The 20,720-nt window shown below is 44.2% G+C and carries 15 protein-coding genes and 1 pseudogene; 8 read left to right on the forward strand and 8 right to left on the reverse strand.

Annotation, left to right across the window (positions count from 1 at the left end; genetic code table 11):
- The first annotated feature begins 1 nt into the window (after position 1).
- Genes XDD1_RS04820 through iolB form a run of 3 tightly spaced genes read left to right on the forward strand, consistent with a single transcriptional unit; the run spans position 2 to position 3,720 of the window.
- Entirely contained in the window at positions 2-1,927 is a 1,926-nt protein-coding gene (locus tag XDD1_RS04820; protein WP_045969182.1) for a bifunctional 5-dehydro-2-deoxygluconokinase/5-dehydro-2-deoxyphosphogluconate aldolase, read from the forward strand.
- Positions 1,928-1,974: 47 nt separating this feature from the next.
- On the forward strand, positions 1,975-2,865 hold the full coding sequence (gene iolE / locus XDD1_RS04825; RefSeq protein WP_045969184.1) for a myo-inosose-2 dehydratase: 891 nt from the start codon (positions 1,975-1,977) through the stop codon (positions 2,863-2,865).
- 24 nt (positions 2,866-2,889) lie between these two features.
- Entirely contained in the window at positions 2,890-3,720 is an 831-nt protein-coding gene (gene iolB, locus XDD1_RS04830) for a 5-deoxy-glucuronate isomerase (protein ID WP_045969186.1), read from the forward strand.
- Between the two features lie 43 nt (positions 3,721-3,763).
- Here iolB and XDD1_RS04835 read toward each other — a convergent pair whose 3' ends face one another.
- From XDD1_RS04835 to XDD1_RS04845, 3 genes are read right to left on the reverse strand one after another with little or no spacing between them, the layout of a single operon-like run.
- Positions 3,764-5,044, reverse strand: a complete 1,281-nt coding sequence (locus tag XDD1_RS04835) for a cytosine permease (protein ID WP_045969188.1) — start codon at positions 5,042-5,044, stop codon at positions 3,764-3,766.
- Positions 5,045-5,070: 26 nt separating this feature from the next.
- Positions 5,071-5,760, reverse strand: a complete 690-nt coding sequence (locus tag XDD1_RS04840) for a helix-turn-helix transcriptional regulator (protein ID WP_045969190.1) — start codon at positions 5,758-5,760, stop codon at positions 5,071-5,073.
- Between the two features lie 15 nt (positions 5,761-5,775).
- The gene (locus tag XDD1_RS04845) at positions 5,776-6,195 is read right to left on the reverse strand and encodes a GNAT family N-acetyltransferase (protein WP_045969192.1); all 420 of its coding nucleotides are present in this window, start codon (positions 6,193-6,195) and stop codon (positions 5,776-5,778) included.
- An 806-nt stretch (positions 6,196-7,001) separates the two neighbouring features.
- Here XDD1_RS04845 and XDD1_RS20460 point away from each other — a divergent pair.
- A pseudogene (locus tag XDD1_RS20460) lies at positions 7,002-7,158 on the forward strand (IS30 family transposase); the annotation flags it as partial.
- Positions 7,159-7,195: 37 nt separating this feature from the next.
- On the opposite strand, the gene XDD1_RS04850 reads toward XDD1_RS20460, so the two are convergent.
- Positions 7,196-8,056, reverse strand: a complete 861-nt coding sequence (locus XDD1_RS04850) for an AraC family transcriptional regulator (RefSeq protein ID WP_197541001.1) — start codon at positions 8,054-8,056, stop codon at positions 7,196-7,198.
- A gap of 549 nt (positions 8,057-8,605) precedes the next feature.
- On the opposite strand from XDD1_RS04850, the gene XDD1_RS04855 reads away from it, so the two are divergent.
- On the forward strand, positions 8,606-15,007 hold the full coding sequence (locus tag XDD1_RS04855; protein ID WP_084720948.1) for a TcdA/TcdB pore-forming domain-containing protein: 6,402 nt from the start codon (positions 8,606-8,608) through the stop codon (positions 15,005-15,007).
- 164 nt (positions 15,008-15,171) lie between these two features.
- On the opposite strand, the gene XDD1_RS04860 is transcribed toward XDD1_RS04855, so the two are convergent.
- Positions 15,172-15,783 carry a cysteine hydrolase family protein gene (locus tag XDD1_RS04860; protein ID WP_045969196.1) on the reverse strand — a complete coding sequence of 204 codons (612 nt, stop codon included), beginning with the start codon at positions 15,781-15,783 and terminating at the stop codon, positions 15,172-15,174.
- 186 nt (positions 15,784-15,969) lie between these two features.
- Between XDD1_RS04860 and XDD1_RS04865 the strand changes: the two genes are divergently transcribed.
- The 3 genes from XDD1_RS04865 to XDD1_RS04870 all read left to right on the forward strand — a co-directional run bounded on the left by XDD1_RS04865 (position 15,970) and on the right by XDD1_RS04870 (position 17,717).
- Positions 15,970-16,824 carry a LysR family transcriptional regulator gene (locus tag XDD1_RS04865; protein ID WP_045969198.1) on the forward strand — a complete coding sequence of 285 codons (855 nt, stop codon included), beginning with the start codon at positions 15,970-15,972 and terminating at the stop codon, positions 16,822-16,824.
- A gap of 168 nt (positions 16,825-16,992) precedes the next feature.
- Positions 16,993-17,157, forward strand: a complete 165-nt coding sequence (locus XDD1_RS19325) for a hypothetical protein (RefSeq protein ID WP_156979643.1) — start codon at positions 16,993-16,995, stop codon at positions 17,155-17,157.
- Positions 17,158-17,384: 227 nt separating this feature from the next.
- On the forward strand, positions 17,385-17,717 hold the full coding sequence (locus XDD1_RS04870) for a hypothetical protein (RefSeq protein WP_045969200.1): 333 nt from the start codon (positions 17,385-17,387) through the stop codon (positions 17,715-17,717).
- Positions 17,718-18,144: 427 nt separating this feature from the next.
- Here the strand turns inward: XDD1_RS04870 and XDD1_RS04875 are convergent, their stop codons facing one another.
- From XDD1_RS04875 to XDD1_RS04880, 3 genes are all read right to left on the reverse strand, one after another.
- Complete coding sequence (locus XDD1_RS04875; RefSeq protein ID WP_045969202.1) at positions 18,145-18,408, reverse strand: helix-turn-helix domain-containing protein; 264 nt, start codon at positions 18,406-18,408, stop codon at positions 18,145-18,147.
- Between the two features lie 949 nt (positions 18,409-19,357).
- Positions 19,358-19,543, reverse strand: coding sequence for a hypothetical protein (locus tag XDD1_RS19330; RefSeq protein ID WP_148886102.1), 186 nt, complete (start codon positions 19,541-19,543; stop codon positions 19,358-19,360).
- A 275-nt stretch (positions 19,544-19,818) separates the two neighbouring features.
- On the reverse strand, positions 19,819-20,622 hold the full coding sequence (locus tag XDD1_RS04880; protein ID WP_045969204.1) for an alpha/beta fold hydrolase: 804 nt from the start codon (positions 20,620-20,622) through the stop codon (positions 19,819-19,821).
- Positions 20,623-20,720: the final 98 nt, after the last annotated feature.

Genomic DNA, 20,720 nt, shown 5'->3' on the forward strand with positions numbered 1-20,720 from the left:
AATGGAACAGCATAAGCAACATAATGAGCGACATAAAAAGTTGGATGTTATCTGCATGGGACGTATCGCAGTTGATCTGTATGGTCAACAAATCGGTTCCCGTCTGGAAGACATGGGAAGTTTTGCCAAATATTTAGGGGGATCATCAGGAAATGTAGCCTATGGGACCGCGCGCCAGGGATTAAAATCCTCAATGCTGGCAAGGGTTGGTGATGAACATATGGGACGCTTTCTGCGTGAAGAGTTGAAGCGGGTTGGTTGTGATACCAGCCATCTGATCACCGATAAAGAGCGGTTAACTGCGTTAGTTTTGCTCGGCATTAAAGATAATGAAACTTTCCCGCTGATTTTTTACCGCGATAATTGTGCTGATATGGCTATTACCCAAGATGATTTCAGCGAAGACTATATTGCATCTGCCCGTTGTCTGGCAATCACCGGAACCCACCTTTCCCACCCACAAACGCGTGATGCTGTTTTGACTGCACTGACTTATGCCCGCCGAAATGGTGTCAAGACCGTCATTGATATCGATTATCGCCCGGTCTTGTGGGGATTGACTTCACTGGGTGACGGTGAAACCCGCTATATCGCCTCAGAGCAAGTGACAGCGCAATTGCAGGAAGTGCTCTCCCAATTTGACTTGATTGTGGGAACCGAAGAAGAGTTTCATATTGCTGGCGGCTCTACGGATACGGTTGAAGCCTTGCATCGGGTACGGGCACTGACGGCTGCAACATTAGTTTGCAAGCGTGGTGCATTGGGATGTTCGGTATTCACTGCCAATATTCCCAATACCTTAGATGAGGGGATCACGATACAAGGCGTCAAGGTAGAAATCCTGAACGTTTTGGGGGCGGGGGATGCCTTTATGTCTGGTTTGTTGCGCGGCTACCTGAATAACGAAAGTTGGCAACAGGCTTGCACTTATGCCAATGCCTGTGGCGCTTTGGTTGTTTCCCGTCATGGATGTGCCCCCGCCATGCCAGATAAGACGGAGTTGGATAATTATCTGATGCGAGCAACAGCAGTACCTCGCCCTGATTTAGATTCACATCTCAATCACCTGCATCGGGTTGGCAGCCGTCACAAACAATGGGATGAATTATGTATCATGGCATTTGATCATCGTATCCAGTTTGTCGAAATGGCACGCAAGGTGAATGCCAGTCTCGATCGAATTCCACAACTGAAAAAACTGTTGTTCAGTGCCTGTCAGGAAGTCAGCACAGAAGCCCATTTGGCAGGAAAAGCGGGGATATTGTGTGACAGCCGTTTCGGCCAAGATGTACTGAATGCCGCAACAGGGAAGGGGTTATGGATTGGTCGTCCGATTGAACTGCCCGGCTCCCGGCCGCTTTGCCTCGAACACGGTGATATTGGTTCCCAGCTAGTGAGTTGGCCGCGGGAACATATTGTGAAATGTTTAGTGTTCTTTCATCCAGAAGATAACCCTCCATTGCGTTTGGAACAGGAAAAAACCATACAGGAAGTCTATGCTGCCTGTTGTCAATCCGGCCATGAATTATTGCTGGAAGTTATTTTGCCAACCGATATGCCCCATTCTGATGCGCTTTATCTGCGTGCGCTCCAGCGTTTTTACAATCTTGGCATTAAACCAGACTGGTGGAAATTACCACCAATGCAATCAGCCACTTGGGATCAGATCGCTGTATTAATCGAACAGTATGATCCTCACTGCCGCGGAGTTGTGATCCTTGGCCTTGATGCACCTGAAGCCATCTTGAAGGCCAGTTTCAATGCGGCGGCAGGTAAATCAATCGTCAAAGGTTTTGCTGTTGGAAGAACACTATTTGGTCAGCCGTCACTGCAATGGCTGGCAGGAGAAATTGATGAGGAAACGCTGATCCTGAAAATAAAAACTAACTATCACAATTTGATTAACTACTGGTGTCAGCGTGGATAGCAAAGCTAACACAGAACATCACTTTTTCATCTTACAGGAGAACCCTTATGGCTGTTCAACTTGGCATTAATCCCCTGACATGGACCAATGATGACTTGCCATCTTTAGGCGCAGAAACACCGTTGGAAACTTGCCTGACAGAAGGGCGACAAGCAGGATTTTCGGGGTTTGAACTGGGCAATAAATTCCCTCGTCAGGCACAGATCCTGGCGCCTATTTTAGCCGCCCATGATTTGAAACTGGTGTCTGGCTGGTACTCCGGTGAGCTGCTGACACGCAGTGTTGAAGAAGAAATTGCCGCAGTTCAGCCACATTTGACTCTGCTGCGTGAACTGGGGGCAACTGTGATGGTGTTTGCCGAAGTGACACAGTGCATTCATGGCAATCAGAATAAACCCGTATATCTTCGTCCACTGTTTCCGGTAGAGCGCTGGCAAGAATATGGCGAAAAGCTAACAGCATTTGCCCGTTATACTCGGTCGCAAGGTGTACAGATTGCGTATCATCATCACATGGGAACAGTGATTGAAAGTGCGGAAGATATCGATAACCTCATGGAGCATACGGGTGAGGAAGTGGGTTTGTTATTGGATACCGGGCATCTGACCTTTGCGGGAGAAGATCCATTGGCAGTGACAAAACGTTGGTGCACACGTATTAATCATGTGCATTGTAAAGACATCCGCGCAGACGTGTTAAAAGATATCAAAAACCGTAAAACCAGTTTCCTTGATGCGGTATTGAGTGGTGTTTTTACTGTCCCCGGAGACGGTTGCGTCGATTATCCGGCCCTTTTTGCGATCTTGAAAGCGAATAACTATCACGGTTGGTTGGTGGTTGAAGCAGAACAAGATCCCGCCGTCGCTCATCCACTGACTTATGCCACAATGGGGTATCGCAACTTGCATAAATTTGCCAGAGAAGCGGGATTGATTTAAACGCGGAGATTGGGAGGAAGCTAAATGTCTAAACTACTGTCAAAATACCGTGCACCGGATCAGGATAAACGAACACAACATATTACGCCGGAAATCGCCAACTGGGGATATGTTCATTTTGCGGTTTATGAGCTGAATGCGGGGGAATTCATTACCTTACCCGCCTCAGAAAATGAAACGTGTCTGGTGCTGGTGGCAGGAAAAGCCACAATAGTGACGCCTCAGCAACGGTTTGAGAAAATAGGGGAGCGCATGAGTCCGTTCGAGCGCAAAAAGCCTTATGCCGTCTATGTTGCTCCCGATGAAGTGATGGAAATTATTGCCGAAACTCAACTTGAGTTGGCGGTATGTCAGGCAAAAGGAAAAGGAAGTTATCTCACCCGTTTAATCACGCCACAAGATATTGGGGCTGAACAGCGCGGTAATGGCAATAATCGACGTTATGTTCACAACATCCTGCCAGATGATCAACTGGCGGATAGTCTACTGGTTGTTGAAGTCTATACAGACGAAGGATGCACCAGCTCCTATCCTAGCCACAAGCACGATACGAATGACCCGCCGCAGGAAACCTATCTGGAAGAGACGTATTACCATCGCTTGAACCCACCGCAGGGTTTTTGTGTACAGCGAGTCTATACCGATGACCGCTCACTGGATGAAACAATGGCGGTTTATAACAAAGATGTGGTCATGGTGCCAAAAGGGTATCACCCCGTGGCGACCATTGCGGGTTATGACAGTTACTATCTGAATGTCATGGCGGGTCCGACACGCAAATGGTTATTCTCATGGGAAAAAGATCATCAATGGGTTAACGGCAAAGGATATGCAGAAAAACATGCTAACCATTAAGTGTTGCTCCCCATTTGGGGAGCAACATCATAGATCCATTATGCTAAGAGCGCTTACAAACTAACTTAAATAACCCATAGGTTAAGCTCGCCAGCAATAGCGAATTAATGGCTGGAACACCCCAGTCGGTTATTAATCCAATCACACTGCCGATCACGCTGGCAATAATGGCAGCCCAGCCAATCGTTGGTGTTTCATATGGAAGTGTGCCGTGTTCTCGGCTCTCATCCAATATCTTGCGATAGGAGCGCAGAATATAGTAATCCACCAACATAATCCCAATAATGGGCGGGAAAACAACGCCCAACACCGTCAGGAAATCCACAAACCGATCCAGAATACCGAGAATAGAAAGTAGCGTTCCGAATATTCCAATGCCTAAAGTCGTTGGAGGATAATGAAGTTTTTTACCAGTGATCCCTTCTACAGCATTGATAATGCCTAATGATGAAGAATACAGGTTCAGATCATTGACTCTCAATGTGGAGAAAACAACAACCAGGAGCCCCGCTCCCCCTGCGACTTGTGACATGATAGTGACAACATCTGACGTATTCAGGGCTTTTGCGATCAGAATCGCCAAGCCATTAATCACAAATTCCCCTGCAATAATGGTCAGCAAGGTGATCCCAAAAACATGCTTACCTGATTGGGTGTAGCGGGTCAGATCAGGGGTCATTAAGCTGGCAACAATCGCACCTCCCACGACAATTGTGATACCTGAACTAATGGACAAAGTATCACCAGAATGAGGTAACCTAATGATTTCATGTAGCGGTTGCCCTGATCCTCCGGATAGCACGGTAATGGAGATATAAGCAACCAGCAGAATAAACAGGGGAACTGCAATTCTGGCGGTAAAGCGCAATGCTTTAAAACCAAAGGCGACCAGCGTTGTTAACAACGTGCCGGAGAGTGCCGCAGCCCAGACGAAGCCGAGTTTATCGCCAGTAGCAAAGTTAAGGGAATGGGCAAAAATAGCGTTTTGAATACCAAACCAGCCTAATAAACTGATTGCGACAATAAAACCAATTAATACTGATCCTATGCGGCCAAAACCGCACCACCGAGCCAATAGGCTGCCGGATAAGCCTTCGCGCATTCCTGCGAAGCCAAGCCCGAATGTGACAATGCCAAAGAGCAAACTGCCGATGAAAATGGCGATAAAGGCATCAATAAGCGCCATAGAGTCACCAAGTACAGCGCCAAGCATAAATTGATCTAATGCTGTCAACATGCCCATATGAACGATAGCCACGCTTAACATTGATACACGTTGTGTTTGTGGCACTCGGCTCAATGGATAGTCTTCAATTTTAACCATAATATTTCGTGATTCCTTGATGGAGTTCAGATAAAGAGAATGCCTTTCTCTATTAGGCGTCCGGGGATGTAGTTGTCCAGATGTAAATGTCGACAAAACTCTTCAAGTTGTTGGAGAGAATGGACATTAGCTTTTTGGTAGATGTTATATATTCTGTTTTCTATGGTTTTGTTGCTTACATTGTATATTTTGGCCATTTCCTTATTTGAAAAGCGGTGCAGCATAAAAAAAATGATATCCATCTCAGCTTTGGTAAACAGTTTGGTATCGATTTCCGTTGTTAAGATACTGGGTTTCTGCTGGTTGATATATTGTAAAGGTGACAATGTATTTAGAGGCTTGGCATTCCATACTATCCAAATACATTCTTTATCATTGTTATATACCGGAAACTTTTCACTAATGAATGGTGTTAGGCTATCTTTACCATACCAATAATGGGTTTCTATGACAGAAACCCTATCTTGAAATTCTTCGGCTCTTTTGTCATGTTCTGTTAGGTCTTCAGCTAATTCAGCCCAATCAGCAGGAAACTCATTATCAAGCTTTCCCTCTATATCAAAATTTATGGGAGTATTAGTGTAGAGGTATGCGGCCTTGTTCATGTAAATATGGCGGGAATCTAAATCTTTTATTCCCCAAGGCTCACTTAGATGTTCCATCATGGCGACTAATCCCTTTAGATAGGAATTATTATCGTTGTAGGGCAAATTCATTCTTATCTCACAGGATTAGATATGTTGAATACTTTTCGTGAGATAAAAACGAGTGTATTTATGAGAATACCCACCAAGTTCCCCATAAGCTTTGTAACCTAATTTTTCATAAAATCCTCTGGCCTGAAAGTCAAAAGTATCGACATAAGCCATATGGCAATGCCTGTTTAATGCCTCTTTTTCGGCTTGTAACATAAGCTGTTTTCCGAATCCTTTTTTTCGGTATTTTTTATCTACCCAGAGATATTGAATTTCAAGACCTCCCCACCAAGTTTTAGCAATAAGACCCGCAATAATTTGATTATCTTCATCAGTGATAGTGAGAAATAAGGGGCGTATATCTACATCGCTATATTGTTGGTTATGTGCCCAGAGCTTTTGGATTACATAGGCTTCATCCTGTGAATTTGGAGTATCGGTAATGTGCATTTTCATCTTTTGAAGACACCTCAAGACAATAATTTTAGATATAATTATTTATAACTGAAACTAATACCACTAACCTATCCGTTATCATTTTTTTAGTTTAATTTCAAGAGTGTTTTTCACCTATTTAAATTTAGATAGAAATGCTTATCTTAATATTAAGGGAGACAGGAGAATGCGAAATTCACCGTTCCGTAATAGCTATCTGCTCCCTTTTGTTTTGTACAAAAATGTAGCGCCCGGCTAGGGCATCACCAGGGAAATTTATTTTAATATAAAATAAATAACCACAAGAATTTTATAGGACTTTTGTGGGATTTTTATTCAAAAATAGTGACTTAACATTATATTTTAACATAAAAATAATTTTAATTTGAAACTTTTACGTAATTCATTTTTTATGGTTTTGGTTATAATCATAAGTAATAATTTTAATATTCTCCTTCCAAAGTGAGTAGTGAGATTGATTGAAAAATCGCTAAAACCATGTTGTGAAATAATTGTAAAGATTTTTCATGGACTGACGTTTAGCACTTGATGTTTTTTTGGTTTTCTTCTGTTATTTAACAGAAGAAAAGTGATCTGTTATCTAATTATAATTCCTCTTTCCTCTTAAAAACAGAACTAAGTGTGTGAAAAATATTTCCATTAGTAAACTATATTTCGTTGGATTGTTTTGATGAAAAATACATCTCTATATGTTACTTAGATTCAACTAATAAGTGCAATTTCTAAGAAAGGTGGTCAGTTGATATAGTAGGCATCTTTCTGGCTAAAAAAATGTACTATGGCCTATACACAACTGACCGAACGAAATAGAAAAATATCAGATTTTCTGCTTAAAAGAAGCCGATTTTACACAATGTTTTATTGTAATGTCACTCAATCAAGATCCATCAACAGTTAGGTGGGAATTGAAAAGAAATCATGAGGCGCAAAAATATTGCGCCCAAACAAGCCCTGCGTAACGTATGAGAACGCCTCCATTCTGCGGTAAAAGCAGTCAAAGTCACACCAGAGGCAGATAAATATCAGTGACAGCCTCGGCCTCCGTCACCGTCGGGAACAATTTTACTCGTTCAAAGAACAGTGGAAAATCCCGAATTTCTTGATTATGCTCTGGTAACCACTTGGTATACAAGTCGTTGACTATCTTGGTTATTCTGTCATCTGAACCTGTATATCTAATATAAGCACATTTTCCTGACGGAATCGTTTTTAGTCTGATTTTTGAATTCTTAACGTCAAGCGTTGGCGAAACTTCCACACATAAATCAAATTGGTATTCTTCCGGATCAATGTTTACGGGATCTGCATAAACAAGATTGAAAGTTCGATTGCGCTTTGGGGATAATTTATGATTTATTCTCCATTCTTTGAACTCTCTAATTGTATTGCCAATAGTTGATGGCGAACCTTTATGCTCCATGATTGCCACGGAGGTTTCCGGGAAATTGACGACTTTTACTTCAACAGGAGATAATTTCTCATTCATAACTTTAGTCCTAATATCATTTATGATTTGGTAATGGCTGTACCAGATAGACCAATCAGGTTTTTTTCTGAACTCAATAGGACTTTGACCAACTGAACTTTTGAATGCCCTGGAGAATGCCTCAGAACTTTCATATCCACACGCAAGAGCAATATCCATGACTGAACTATTGTTATACGCCAGATCATAAATAGCTCTCTTCAATCGAATTTGCCTGATATATGCAGCAACACCAATACCATAAGTTGCGGAAAACAATCTGTGAAAGTGATACTTAGAGCAAGCCACAATACTACTCAGACTTTCTCCGTCCATATGTATATCGATATTTTCATCAATATAATGAAGAAGAGCGTTCAATCGTTGTTTAATCATAATCATATTATTCAATCTAATTGGTACAAGGACATGTTATATAGCCTCCTGTAGCAGAGCATGATGATTATTGCTGACTTATGCTTTTCTGTCATTGGCAGTTAGAACGAAAGGGATCAGATAATTATTGGTGTCTGACAACATAGTTGCTACTACCCATATATTATTTAGATACATAAAATAAACGAAAACAAAAACAAATCGATAACAAACAGGATTGTGATAAATTAATTATTTGATATATAAAGAAAATTATTTTCAAAAATAATAATTGATAAGAATAATCGTTACTGATAATAATTATCAATACAGATTCATGCCGTTAGATGATCTTGACCTAACTCTTCTGATCTTAATATGGGTTATTACCCTTTTTATTAATACGTCTTCTTCCAGCAACATGAGAATAGAATCACGTGATGGGTACTACGATCGATGAGGCAATGATATCTGCTGATGCGTTGCCATCTGCCCTTGGCTGTTATCGATGTTGTAACCCCGTAAAAGCATCAGTAGGAAAATAGGATTTTTTAAGTAAGGAGAATTGTCATGCCCAATAACAGTAACCAACCGCTGCTTGTATCCGCGCAAACGACGCTTGAAGAAATGCCGCGCAAACCGAATATCGATGTCTCCAATCCAGCTCTGCTAGCGCAAGCGGCACGGGATCGTGAACTCAAAAGTGGGTTAGTATCCATGAGTGGTGGAAGCGAGCCTCGTCAGGGTAGCGCCGATATCCAGCAGCTTGCCATCGATCCAGTCGCATTCGCTAAATCTAACACTATCAGTGCAGAAACATTGGTTAGAGCGGGGCAACTGCCGGCAGAGGGACGTGCCAAGTTGGTGAAAGTTAAGACTGGTTTATATGAGGTTGAATACTCTGATGCGATAAGCACAAATGATATTACTGAGAGCAGCGTTCCAGCGTATTTCCTCGGTTACAATGGGGCGAATCAGGCCAATGCGTTGCCGGCCTATGTGGATATTCCTAAGCATGCGGTTCCGGGGAGTTTTTTGTTTACTGGAACATTGTCGGGATGTTCGGTTGTGGTGACTAATCTGGATGATAATACTTACCGAGTTTACCACGACGGCCGGGTCAACAGTTCATTGCTGTACGACAACGTGGTGATGGCTGTGGATTATCAGGATTATCAAGTGGCAGATACCGCCGAAGGTCTTGCGGCGGCTTACATGCAGTACGTTAATGGTGAATGGCAATTGGTGTTCCAGCGCCAGGAATACCAGCGAGACGGCTATCTGCTTTGGCCGAAGTTACGCAGTGGCGAAGAACCAATATCGATTCAGGCCGCCGATAGTCAAGTCACTGAGCGTAATCAGACTCAATTCACTGATTACCGTGAGAAAATCCATCAAAAACTCAAAAAAATTGATGGCTTGCTCGAAGTATTCGTGGAAGGGGTTTCCGATGGTGTATACGAAGAGGGTGCATTTTCTCCTCATCATCCAGCGATTGCGGCGTGGATTGAATTGCGTGATAAGGTTCAGGCCAAGATCACGGCGGACACTCAGCAATTGGTGGATAAACGTAGCGAGCTTTATCAGCGTCAGCGTAGTACCAGAGATGCCTTGATTGACCAACAGATAAAGCAGCTCAATATCACGCTGGAGTTCTATAAGGAACAATACGACTCAGTATTGCGTGAAGTGTTCTCCGTCGAACAAAGTTGGTTATGGCAGCAGATCAAGTCCAAGGAGGGCATAGATGCCGTGTTGAAAATGAATGATACCTCTATTCAAGGTGGTGGTCAGGAACGCGACGGCAGTTTGGGCGAACGTTATGCTATCGTCGAAGCGTATCAGCGAAGGGGGGCGAATACTGAGTTTTTTGATGGCTTGCGTGATTTTCAGGATATCAGCATTCCCGGTTTTAACGATAAAATGTCGGCTCTGGAAATGAAAAAATTGTTTCTTGACAGTCCTCTTACTCCCAAGCAACGGGGGGCATTGAGCAGCCATATCACTGAAACCAGCCGAGCCGAGTACATTGACAAAATACTAAAACAAACCGCGATATTCAGTGAAGATTTTCAGCAGGCGGGTAGCAACTTTAGTCGTCTGGTGCCGCAAAATTTTTACTTGTCGTTGGTGGGAGACGTATCTGGTGGCCGTTGCTATCCTTTGGTCAGGGCGATGGCGGTGGCGCTGGCCAGTAATGGCGAGGCAGGTATCAACAGTCTGGTGGAAAAACTGTTTTTCGCCGCTGCTTCTCCTCAGGCGGGCAGTTCCACACTACTAAAAAACAGTTTGATAAGGTTGCATTCCAACGTTGAAGCCGTGCAAGCGTCAACGATGCGGGGGCAAGTGACCTTATCTGAGGTTGTCTCCCTATTAGAAGGAAAAACCGGAACCTCGATATTCGCTCTCAATACCCGGAATCACTCTATGCTGGTGGGATGTACCGTCAGAGCAGAAGGGCGCCGTTACTATTTCTATGATCCCAATGTCGGGATTTTTGCCTTTGACAATGCTGCCAGCTTTTCCCGTGCCATGGAGCAACATCTGGTGAAGCGCAATATGGCTGTTTACTATGGCTCGCTCGGCAGTCAGTCTGTCCCTGTCTTCAATCTGGTCGAGATCGATCCCGATAAGATGGCAAGAGTACCCGTGGGCAATGGCTTGGATGTCGCTGACTTGACTCGTCCCGACGAACTAGCCACTGTTATAGAGCAACGACAATGGGTTAAGCAAACGGTCAATGCTCAAGTGAAAATTGCCGAAGATACCCAGTTACATACCGCATTAGCGACCCTTGATACTGAGCAGTGGGGGGATAAATTCGATCAGGCTATGACAAGGCTTGCTCAGGAAAATAGACTTGATCAGCGCTGGATACCGGTGATTGGCAATATCGAGGAACAGGGTGAAGGTCGTTACCGTGTCCAATTCATCAATCGTGAGAACCTTGAACAGACGCAGTGGGTGAACAGTAACGATGCGACTTTTGTTGAATTCCGCCGCTTTGTCGATGAACATATGCTCACTCTGGGCAAACATTTCACCCTCGAACAGGGTCAACTACGGCTCAATGGAGGAGGTGAGGCCTCTCCGGTTGATGGGTTGAACGCCGGATTTGCGGTACAGACGTTGATCCAGTGGTTTGCCGACAAGAATCGCCACGATGCGGCACACGGGATTGTTTCACCTGATTTGGCTACCGCGCTGAAAGTCCACAGTTACCTTAACTACGCTCAAATGGTTCACAGTAGCGTGAACGACGTAACCAAAGTGACCGAATTGGTACGTACAGCGTTGCGCGGCGAAGTGGTGGTGGCTGAAACTTCGCTCAACACGTTTTCTTCCGCTCTGGCTCATACTGTTAACGAAGGCATGGGCGTGCTTCTTGGCGGCGCTTTTGTTGGATTGGATGCCTATGAACTGGCTCATGCTGAAACTGATACACAGAAAGCGGTATTCGGCACGCAGTTGGCGTTCGATTCAGCCAGTTTTGTGACTGGTGCTGCTGGAGTAGGTGCCGGGCTGGTCGGTGCCTCGACAACCGCGGCTGTACTTGGTGGTGCGGGGGTGATCCTTGGCGGGCTCGCAGTGGGCTTTACGGCACTGGCTCAAGCCTTTGGGGCGGTTGCCGAGGATGCCAAAGCAGTGGGCGGTTATTTCGACATGCTTGATAAAGCTTACAAGGGCAATGGCTATCGGTATGACAGCGAGAAAAAGGTACTGGTGCCACTCGCCGGTGCGGTGATCAAGACGCTGGATCTGCGCAATAGTCAGATCGATTTCGACAGTCAATATATTTATCGCACCCACTCAGGCTCTACGGGGTCGGGGAAAATCAATTACTTCTTCTGGATTGGTGACTTTCCAAAGATGGTTCATGACCGCAGCCAGGCGATCGAAGTGCGTAGTGGAATCGGTTACAAGGATGTCTCCCATACACTCGATCACAGCGACAGCAATGTGCTCATCCTGCCGGGTACACCCAAGTCCTTCATCAGATACGAATACATGCAGCTCCCCGGTGCAACGACACGTCACGATACGGGGTTCGATGTGATCCGCCGGCTAGAAGAGCATAAGCGCTTTGATTACGACTTCTACATCTTTCCGGGGGAGGTTACGATCCGTCGGCTCCATCAGGAATATGTGAAGACCCCGATCGAAGTGGTGCTCGACCCGCGCAACAGGAAACTGATCGTGCCTGAGCTGCCCAAAGAACTGTATGGTTACCTGCATTATGAGATCAAGGGGGCAGGTGGTGAATACCTGATCGGGCTGAACGAAGGAACGAGTGTGAAGCTTGTGAGCGATGTTGCAAACTCGAACGGTAGTGACACATTACCGTCACGCTGGATCATCGATAGCAGCCAGCTTGCCAACGATACGATCAGCGTTTCCAAGAACCAACTGGTCGTCGGTGGGGTGGTGGTTGAACTCGATCCGTCCCAGAACGGGCAGGTGCTGGTGGTCAACAGCAAGAACGAAGTGAGTGAAGTTGACTTCTCCAACCTGACAACGCAAGTAGTAAGAGAAGATGCAAGCAAATGGCAAGTATCGGGCCAGCAAATCGAGCAGCATCTGAGTGATTTGGCTAAGGCGCATCAGTTGCACGGACAATATGTGGTGGTGGAGAACTACCGTCACAATGGGCGTGATGTTGGCCGAGCTTTCTACGACGTGGCTAAGGAGCGGATGATATTCACCGATACCAGCCATGAACAGGCCAAACATGCCCAACTGGGTGCTGTGATGGGTGACCATGCCTATTTCTACGACGCCGATAACGCAGTAGCGTGGCGGGTAGATATTACCACCGGGCAGATCGACGCGCAGTTTGTGCCGTGGTTTAACGATAATGCAGGCAAAATCAGTCGGCTATGGCAGGAAGGGGATGCTGTCTATCTGGCACGCCATTATCAGTTGAAAGAGCGAGAAGCGGAACTGGGATATCGGGTCCTCGGTGACCGAATGGAGTTAGTCAGCGCAGTGGGGGATGATGAGTTGCTCCAGCGTTTGGCAAGTACCGACCGACATGGTGACGTGCTTGAAGCTATACTCCAAGGCTACAAGAATAATAGTACTCAGCGTGAGACATCGAGGTATACGCTGGACGCACGGCTGATCAAACCGACCAAAGCCGCGCTGGTCACTGTGTTTGGCATGGATGCGGTAGGTGCGGCGCACCGCTACTGGATACGTACCAACGATGGGACGCTGATCAAGCCGAATCTGGCACCACCGACGGATCAAACCTGGCATTTTGCAGCGCATGAACAGACCCGCAGCGCCTGGCAAATACCGGCCGATTTGGTGTTAGCAGGCAACATCCCTGATCCCGCAGGCCTCGCAGGCAAAGAAGTTTTCTTCTTCTACAGCAGAAAACAGAAAGCTTTGTTCCGTCAGGAAGGCCCAGGCCAAGCTGTTATTGACGCCAACCATCCCACAGCATTGCGTGTTAATACGCCACCATTAGCTAACGTAGTCAACCTGAACGGTAGCTTGCTCGCCATCACTGAGGATGGGCGTGTGGCTCAACTTAATGCACTTGGGCAGCTTAACTACGAAGCGGTCAACGAGCATTGGCTCAAAGGGCGCCCCCACTGGTGGCAGGATTTGGCCAACGTCACGGATAACAGAGCCACTTTGGCGGTATTCGGGGTTAAGGGCACCGATGGCAAGAGCCTGCTGCCGGTGTGGTATCACAATGGACAGGTGATAGTGGCTTCGGCGGAACTACAGAGTAAATCATTGCAGTTCTTGGGATTCGAAGCGGATGGTTCCTCTGCACGGCTCTTCGAACCAGAAAGCGGTAAGCTATACCGCCAACCCGCAATGACTACAAATGCGTTAGCTGCGGCCTTTGGCTCTGGCCATGTGCTTGATGCCTTGGCACCACTTCCTGTTGCTAATGAATTGACGCCCGATTTGCCTCTCAAAGAGGTACAACAGGTTGATGCCGGCATGCGCCTGATCACGACCAAGGGCGAGATCCTATTGCGGGCTAATAATGGTGCATTGCGGTTAGTTGGCGTTGACCAAGAGTGGCAGCAGAGCAATGGGATTCACTTGTCACAGGCATTAACTGAACTTGCCGATCAGTGGCATGCCAAAGGGGTACTGACCTTGCAAGATAACACGATGCCAGGCTGGTTCGATGTTGGCAGCGGTCAGGTATTTTCAGGTAATGGCATCCCTGCTTCAGATAATCTGCGTTTTCTGGGGATCAACGCAAAAAATAAGACAGCGTATGTGTATGACCAGACAGATCAGAAACTGTACCAGATTAATGATAATAGAGTAACAGCTCTCAATAAATTCATTAAAATGGAGCGTATAAATTCGTCCCTGTTACTTCAAGGAGGCGTGGCCAGTGATAATCTGACACTGCCGATCATTGATGGTATCGATAGTCTGGTGCTATATGGTGGTGCCAATAACGATACCTATCGGTTCAGTGAAGAGATGTGGGCGCATTACCGTACAGTGATTATCGATAATAACGATCCAAAACAGGCTTTAGATCGTCTGCTCTTACCGATAGCCAATCCGGAGAATGTTTTCGTGAATCGGCGTGATGATGACCTGATGTTGACCGACACCAGCAATGGAACAGCATTAGTGGTGCGTCAGGTATTTGGTAATCAGGCCGAAGCCCATCAGCATTTGCATATCAATCTGGCGGGAACCTCGTCGGCGATTAACGTGGAACACCTCGTCAAGCGCATTAGCAAACAGGAGAACACTAATAGCGTGTTGATGGATTTATCCTGGGCCAGTAGACAACCGGCCATTGCCACTCATGCCACTACCACTGTTTCAGAGGCGGAAATTCCGAGTTTGGCGAAGCTGGGAGAAGCGATGGCTTCATTCCCTGATGTTGGCAGTACCTATGAGTATCTGCAACCCAGTTTTCAACCTGCCAATATAGAACAACTGTTCTTATTGCCTAATTCCAACTCTATTATAAGGTAAGTACGAAAAACAGCAGGAGGGGCTAATATGCCCTTTTTGTTTTTGTATTTCATATCATGGTTATTTAAGGCAGTGCTAAAACAGGATAACATTGATTATCTTTGGCACTGCCAACAATGATTGAAAAATTACTTCTATAACAAATCGATTGAAATATCTATTGCCTAAAACGATGCGCTAATCACATCAGAACAATGGACTAAGGTCGCATACCGATCATTCAGTGCCGCCATTGCAGTTCGATGTACTGACTCTGCATTAATGAGTGAACCATCAATATATTTCAGGTCACGACTCGCGCAGGCATCAACACAGACAAAATTTTCATACCCTAACTCTAATGCTTTAATGGCTGTGGCAGTAACACACATATGGCTCATAAAACCCGCTAAGACAAGTTGCTTTCGGCACGTCTGTGATAACAAGTCATTTAATTCTGTAGCGTAAAAGGAACTAGGTAGTGACTTGGTGATCAGTTTCTCTTCACTGTTTGCTTCGACGTCTTTAATCAAACATGATTTATCTTTGAGCGGATCAAATATAGCGGAACCGGGTTTGGCATGATGGACAACATGAAAGACAGGAACATTGTTTTTTCTGGCATGTGTTAACAGCTTAGCCGCGTTGGTGACGGCTTTTTGACCTGATTCACCTAATGATAAAACGCCATCAGAATATTCTTTCTGGAAATCGATTAGCACGAGCGCAGCCTTATTCCAATCGAGTTTCTTTTCTGGTATTCCGATAATTTCGAGTAATGTCTTAGGGGCGTTCACTATATTTTCCTTATATTGATTAATAAGACCCACTCAGATTACGAAATACCTTGCCAAAAGTCATTGTGAAATATTGCAGATTAGAAGTGCAAAAAAGTTTTTTAAGATTGCAAACTCTTACTATTATGAAAATTTATTTATTAGTGTTATGGTTTATATTCTGTTTCTTAAGAAAAGAATATACTTATGGATGATATTAATTGGGATGATTTGAGATTCTTTACGGCGTTAGTTGAGTGCCGGACAGTTTCTGCGGCTTCACAAAGATTGAAAGTAAACCACGTAACAGTATCCAGACGAATTGAGCGCCTTGAGTATACTTTGAAAAATCGTCTTTTTGATCGCACACAAGACGGTTATTTACCAACTGTGGAGGGGGTAATCTTATATCAGAAAACATCGCCAATGAGAGAGCATGTTGAAAGCCTGGCAGACTACTTTCATCGGGATGGCTATTCTAAAAAAAGTGTAGTTATCTCAATGACTTCTTCAATGGCTGAATATTTTATCGTTCCCAGGCTCAATGAGTTGATTAAAAGACACCCAGAAATTAGACTGGAAATCGATATATCAAATCGTAATGTTAGTATTCCAAGAAAAGAGGCGGATATAGCATTGCGTTTAGAATTGCCGGAAAAAGGAGAGTATTTGAGCAGGAAAGTGGGTGAAATTGCTTATAAACTTTGTGGAACACCTGAAGTTATAGAAAAAATAAAAAATAAGAAAAATATCAGTATTGTGACTTTTAGCAGTGACTTTAGCCACTTACCTGAGTCTCAGTATCTTATAAGGCGATTTGGGAATAAATCAATTCGCTTCCAGTCGAATTCAGTTACTACTCAACGTATTGCTGCTGAAAATGGGTATGGTGTAGCACTGCTTCCTTCATTAGCCATTAAAGCGAGTTCGTTAGTGTGTATAGAATTAGATGAACCTATTATACGTCCAGTCTGGATGTTGACATCCAAGCAGACAATGCAAATGACAACCAGTCGATTGGTTGCCGAGGAATTACAAAGAATTTTCGATGGAATGAAATGATAGATTGAAATATTTAAAAAATCTTTTTTTAATGAAGAATAAAAAAAATGAGTAATTTTACTCCCTCAAATAACCCTTTAATCTTCTAAGTACTACATACTACAGCCGTAATTTCCATTGTGGCATGATTGCCTTGGCGTATTTTCTTAAAATACGGAGAGGTACCCAATGTTATCATCGGCCCACAGCAAGCTGGAAGCCCGTTTATTACCGGAAGACTTTCTGGTGCCGCAGGGGAACCACCTGAATCCAACCGGAAGTCTCTTCGCTCTGCCATTGGAAGCGGCATCGGCACCCGAGCCATCCGGTGATACTGATACCCTGCTGTTTTAATCTGGTCATCGAATCTTTTCACAAGAATGTTGCAAAAAATAACCATCACGGCTCAAAACTAATCAAACGATCTGTGCCGGAGAAAGAAACGATTGCCATCCAAGCTAACTTAAAGACATTATTACAAAATAAATAGTTTCAATTATTGTTTATATATTTATTTTCAATAAAACTTTTTTAAACAATCCATTGTCATGATGTTTTAGTGTCATCAGGAAGCAAATAACATGTTGCGGAGAGCAGAAAAAATTAGTTGGGATGAATTATTAGAAGAATACTTTCGTTCACATATGTTGCGGCCGACAACTAAGCGGAGCTATGACGAGGTGAAACGAGGATTTGTTAACTTTATGGGGGAAACGATGCTGCCGGAGGAAGTGACTCACCGGGACGTTCTGCGCTGGCGGTGTTATCTTCTGGGGCAGAAGAAACAGTCCGTCCATAGCTGGAACAATAAGGTGGTTCATCTATGGGCGATTTTTAATTTCGGTATGGAAAGAAAACTATTGCCGCATACCCAAAATCCGTTTAACGGTATGGTCATCAAAAAAACAGGCTAATGGATGAGCTCTTCACCTTACTTGGTATCAGAACTAACAATGAGCTGATAATAAAAAGGTGCTTGCTTACGCAGGCACCCTGTATTGCTTTAATTTGCCTGTTGACTGATTTAAGACCTTCAACAAGCGAATTTTTAAATTGGTGCCGGAGGCGGAATCGAAAATAAATGTAATTTATTGATTATTATGAATTTATTTTAAGATGTCTCTTTTGTGCCCCTTTTAATGCCCCTGAATTATTTTGTTACATAAATCTCGGCATGGGGCTGATTATACTAACCTTTATTACGTTTGTATATTTTTTTCGTTGTTTTAAAGCAAAAAAGCCATGAGGTTTAAAAATGGTCAAATTTGGCTGCCATTTCATACTCAAGGCTTCATATTAAAATTTATCATTTTTACGAAGTCGATCACAAATTGAGGCAGGTTATTCCTGTGACTTATCGCGAACCTTGCGTTCAATCAGTTGACCACTAACACCAAAATAGCGACTCGGCCAGATTTCCGAAGGATGTATACCGAGGTAGTTCGCAATAATCCACTCCCCTTTAGGCCACGGGCGGCTTAATGCGTTTGCTAATGTCGATGAACTGAGTCCCGCTTCACGAGAAACAGCCGCTAAGGTTGTACCACGTTTACGTAATGCAGCAATAATATCGGCTTGATGCCAGTCATTTCTAACGTTATTCATTCCTGCTACCCCTTCCATTAATTAATCATTGATGGTGGTGATTCAGACAGGGTTTGCAGACCGGCACTTATTCCGGCGAGGCATAGCCTCCCCAGCCTGAACCACCATAGAAAAGGTAATAGCAAGAACACTGGTAAAGTATCTTACCAGTGTATAAGTGCGCAAGGCTGCAAAACCTTGACCATTGGATTTTGCCAATGGCGTGGATACTTTAACTGATTGTTTTATCTGACTCAATAACTGAATTACTAAGTCTAATGATTATGAATTCGCTCAATATCGCGTCAGTATCCATTACAATATTTCAAATTCATTATTATTTTAACTGTAATTAAATGATATTTATCATTATTTTAAATGAAGACACAATGAATCCTGCCCTCAGTCATCGGACAAACTCAGAGGAAAATACGGACGGCTAAATAATCTTTGTTGTTTGTTCTCGTTCGTGATCGCTTTGCTATCCGCATTTCCCCTGTGTTTTCAGACCATTTTCATTCATTTCTAACATTTCGAAACATTCTCTGCGTGTCGGTTAGATTCACCGTTCCGTGGTGCGTCAGATAATGTGTAGCAGAGAGAGCATTGTGTTGAGTTATTGCAGGAGTTCGCTACGTGCATGCCAGGCACGGCGATGGTGTACTCCCCGTTCAGTGCCTGATCTCAGTCAGGATGAACGCCTCATTAATCGTGACGTGTGTCATATTTCCTTTTTGCTGCATCAGCCTGTTTTAAGGCAGTGGGTTGAAAACCAGACTTGAAATTCGTTCATCAATCAAACGAAATGTCAGTCAATGGCCTGTTTCGGGAGGTTGCACTGAGTAATCCGTAGTTCAAATCGGCCGTAAAGCCAGTCCGGTTGCGCTCTGGAAGTTTGCCGCCCGGCGGCGTCACTTGGTAATCGCTACGCTGTTACGCAAGTGACGCCGCGCAGTTTTCGGGACGTTTGTTATTCGTGGATAAGCAGTTGGTGAATGTTGTACCAGCTAAAACGGTATCGGTCAGAACGTGACAGATACCATTCTGCGGGGAGTGTGTGATAAGCCGATGCATAAGACCGGTAAACTTTCATCGCCGGACGGTGGGTTATGTGTCCGGCAATATCTACTTCCAAAAGTGCGCAGATGTACCACAATTCTTGCTCTCCCTTTCAGGCTACGGGAGTTTTTTCTCGCCACCCGAAGGCGATCTTTGCAGGCGATAAGATCGTTGCAGTCACACGATAATATATTATCGTTTGGATTAAACAAGTTCAAATTTTTGTTTGTCGCGGTCAGGAAATAGAGGACACTTCTTTAGTTTCTTCCCATTGTTTTTTGCATTAAGTCGGTGAAATTCCACCATTATAGCTGTGGGACAGGAAAGTGCCCTCTGTCTGTTGACCACTATGGTGTAGTATGTGGTGCATGTTTAAACACCAGTTTCCATCCTAACAGTTTGATTGAAATTTTTAGCCAGAAATCTCATCATTTCCCCTAAAATCTCGTCTGATTTTTCAATAATGGGTATATGAGCAGCATCCCGTAATACTACTAGCTTTCCACCACGAGCAATTGCCATTTCTTGTGCGGCTGTGGGTGTAGCGACAATATCATTTTCGCCGACTAATACTAGTACTGGAATTTTCTTATTCTTTGGTTGCCCCGGTGTAATTTGTGATAATGCTTCGGCACATCTCGCATAACCTTCTGCTGAGGTACGGCATAACATCTGTTTCATTCCTATCGCCGATGGTGTGTCACGAAACTCTGGCGTTACCCAACGTGAGAAGATTTCTTGAACTCGATGGTCTAATCCACAATTGAGGATATCATCGGCTATTGAACTCCAGATAGACAGTGCAGCTGGTGCGAGATAAGTGTCAATAAGCACCATTGACAAGAGCCGTTCAGGTACACTGTCGGCTAAATACTGTGCTATCAGCCCACCGATCGAGACACCAGCTACCGAAAACACATCGATTCCGAAATGATCCGCAACACTGAGTACATCTTTGGCTAGATCCTCTATGAGAAAAGAACCCTGTCCAACTTCACTAAGACCATGACCTCGCATATCCAGACGTAGCACACGATAGTTTTGAGTTAAAGTCGAAATCAGTGGATCCCAAAGGTGTAAATTAGTTCCAAGAGAATGAAGTAACACTAGAACAGGAGCATCACTGGAGCCTTGTAAATCAACATGCAATATTAATTCACCGGATTTTACGAACATGTTTAAATCTCCTAGCCTGATTGGATAACACATCCAACCTTTAGTAACCTAATGACAAGAAATACTTTACCTTACATCGATTAATTTCTTTTCAGCGA

The sequence above is a fragment of the Xenorhabdus doucetiae genome, from assembly GCF_000968195.1.
Taxonomy (GTDB): domain Bacteria; phylum Pseudomonadota; class Gammaproteobacteria; order Enterobacterales; family Enterobacteriaceae; genus Xenorhabdus; species Xenorhabdus doucetiae.

Excerpts from the sequence above, each read along its gene's own strand:
- XDD1_RS04820 (WP_045969182.1), top strand. The coding sequence starts at position 2 with ATGGAACAGCATAAGCAACATAATGAGCGACATAAAAAGTTGGATGTT.
- iolE (WP_045969184.1), top strand. The coding sequence starts at position 1,975 with ATGGCTGTTCAACTTGGCATTAATCCCCTGACATGGACCAATGATGAC.
- iolB (WP_045969186.1), top strand. The coding sequence starts at position 2,890 with ATGTCTAAACTACTGTCAAAATACCGTGCACCGGATCAGGATAAACGA.
- XDD1_RS04835 (WP_045969188.1), bottom strand. The coding sequence starts at position 5,044 with ATGGTTAAAATTGAAGACTATCCATTGAGCCGAGTGCCACAAACACAA.
- XDD1_RS04840 (WP_045969190.1), bottom strand. The coding sequence starts at position 5,760 with ATGAATTTGCCCTACAACGATAATAATTCCTATCTAAAGGGATTAGTC.
- XDD1_RS04845 (WP_045969192.1), bottom strand. The coding sequence starts at position 6,195 with ATGAAAATGCACATTACCGATACTCCAAATTCACAGGATGAAGCCTAT.
- XDD1_RS04850 (WP_197541001.1), bottom strand. The coding sequence starts at position 8,056 with ATGATTAAACAACGATTGAACGCTCTTCTTCATTATATTGATGAAAAT.
- XDD1_RS04855 (WP_084720948.1), top strand. The coding sequence starts at position 8,606 with ATGCCCAATAACAGTAACCAACCGCTGCTTGTATCCGCGCAAACGACG.
- XDD1_RS04865 (WP_045969198.1), top strand. The coding sequence starts at position 15,970 with ATGGATGATATTAATTGGGATGATTTGAGATTCTTTACGGCGTTAGTT.
- XDD1_RS19325 (WP_156979643.1), top strand. The coding sequence starts at position 16,993 with ATGTTATCATCGGCCCACAGCAAGCTGGAAGCCCGTTTATTACCGGAA.
- XDD1_RS04870 (WP_045969200.1), top strand. The coding sequence starts at position 17,385 with ATGTTGCGGAGAGCAGAAAAAATTAGTTGGGATGAATTATTAGAAGAA.
- XDD1_RS04875 (WP_045969202.1), bottom strand. The coding sequence starts at position 18,408 with ATGAATAACGTTAGAAATGACTGGCATCAAGCCGATATTATTGCTGCA.
- XDD1_RS04880 (WP_045969204.1), bottom strand. The coding sequence starts at position 20,622 with ATGTTCGTAAAATCCGGTGAATTAATATTGCATGTTGATTTACAAGGC.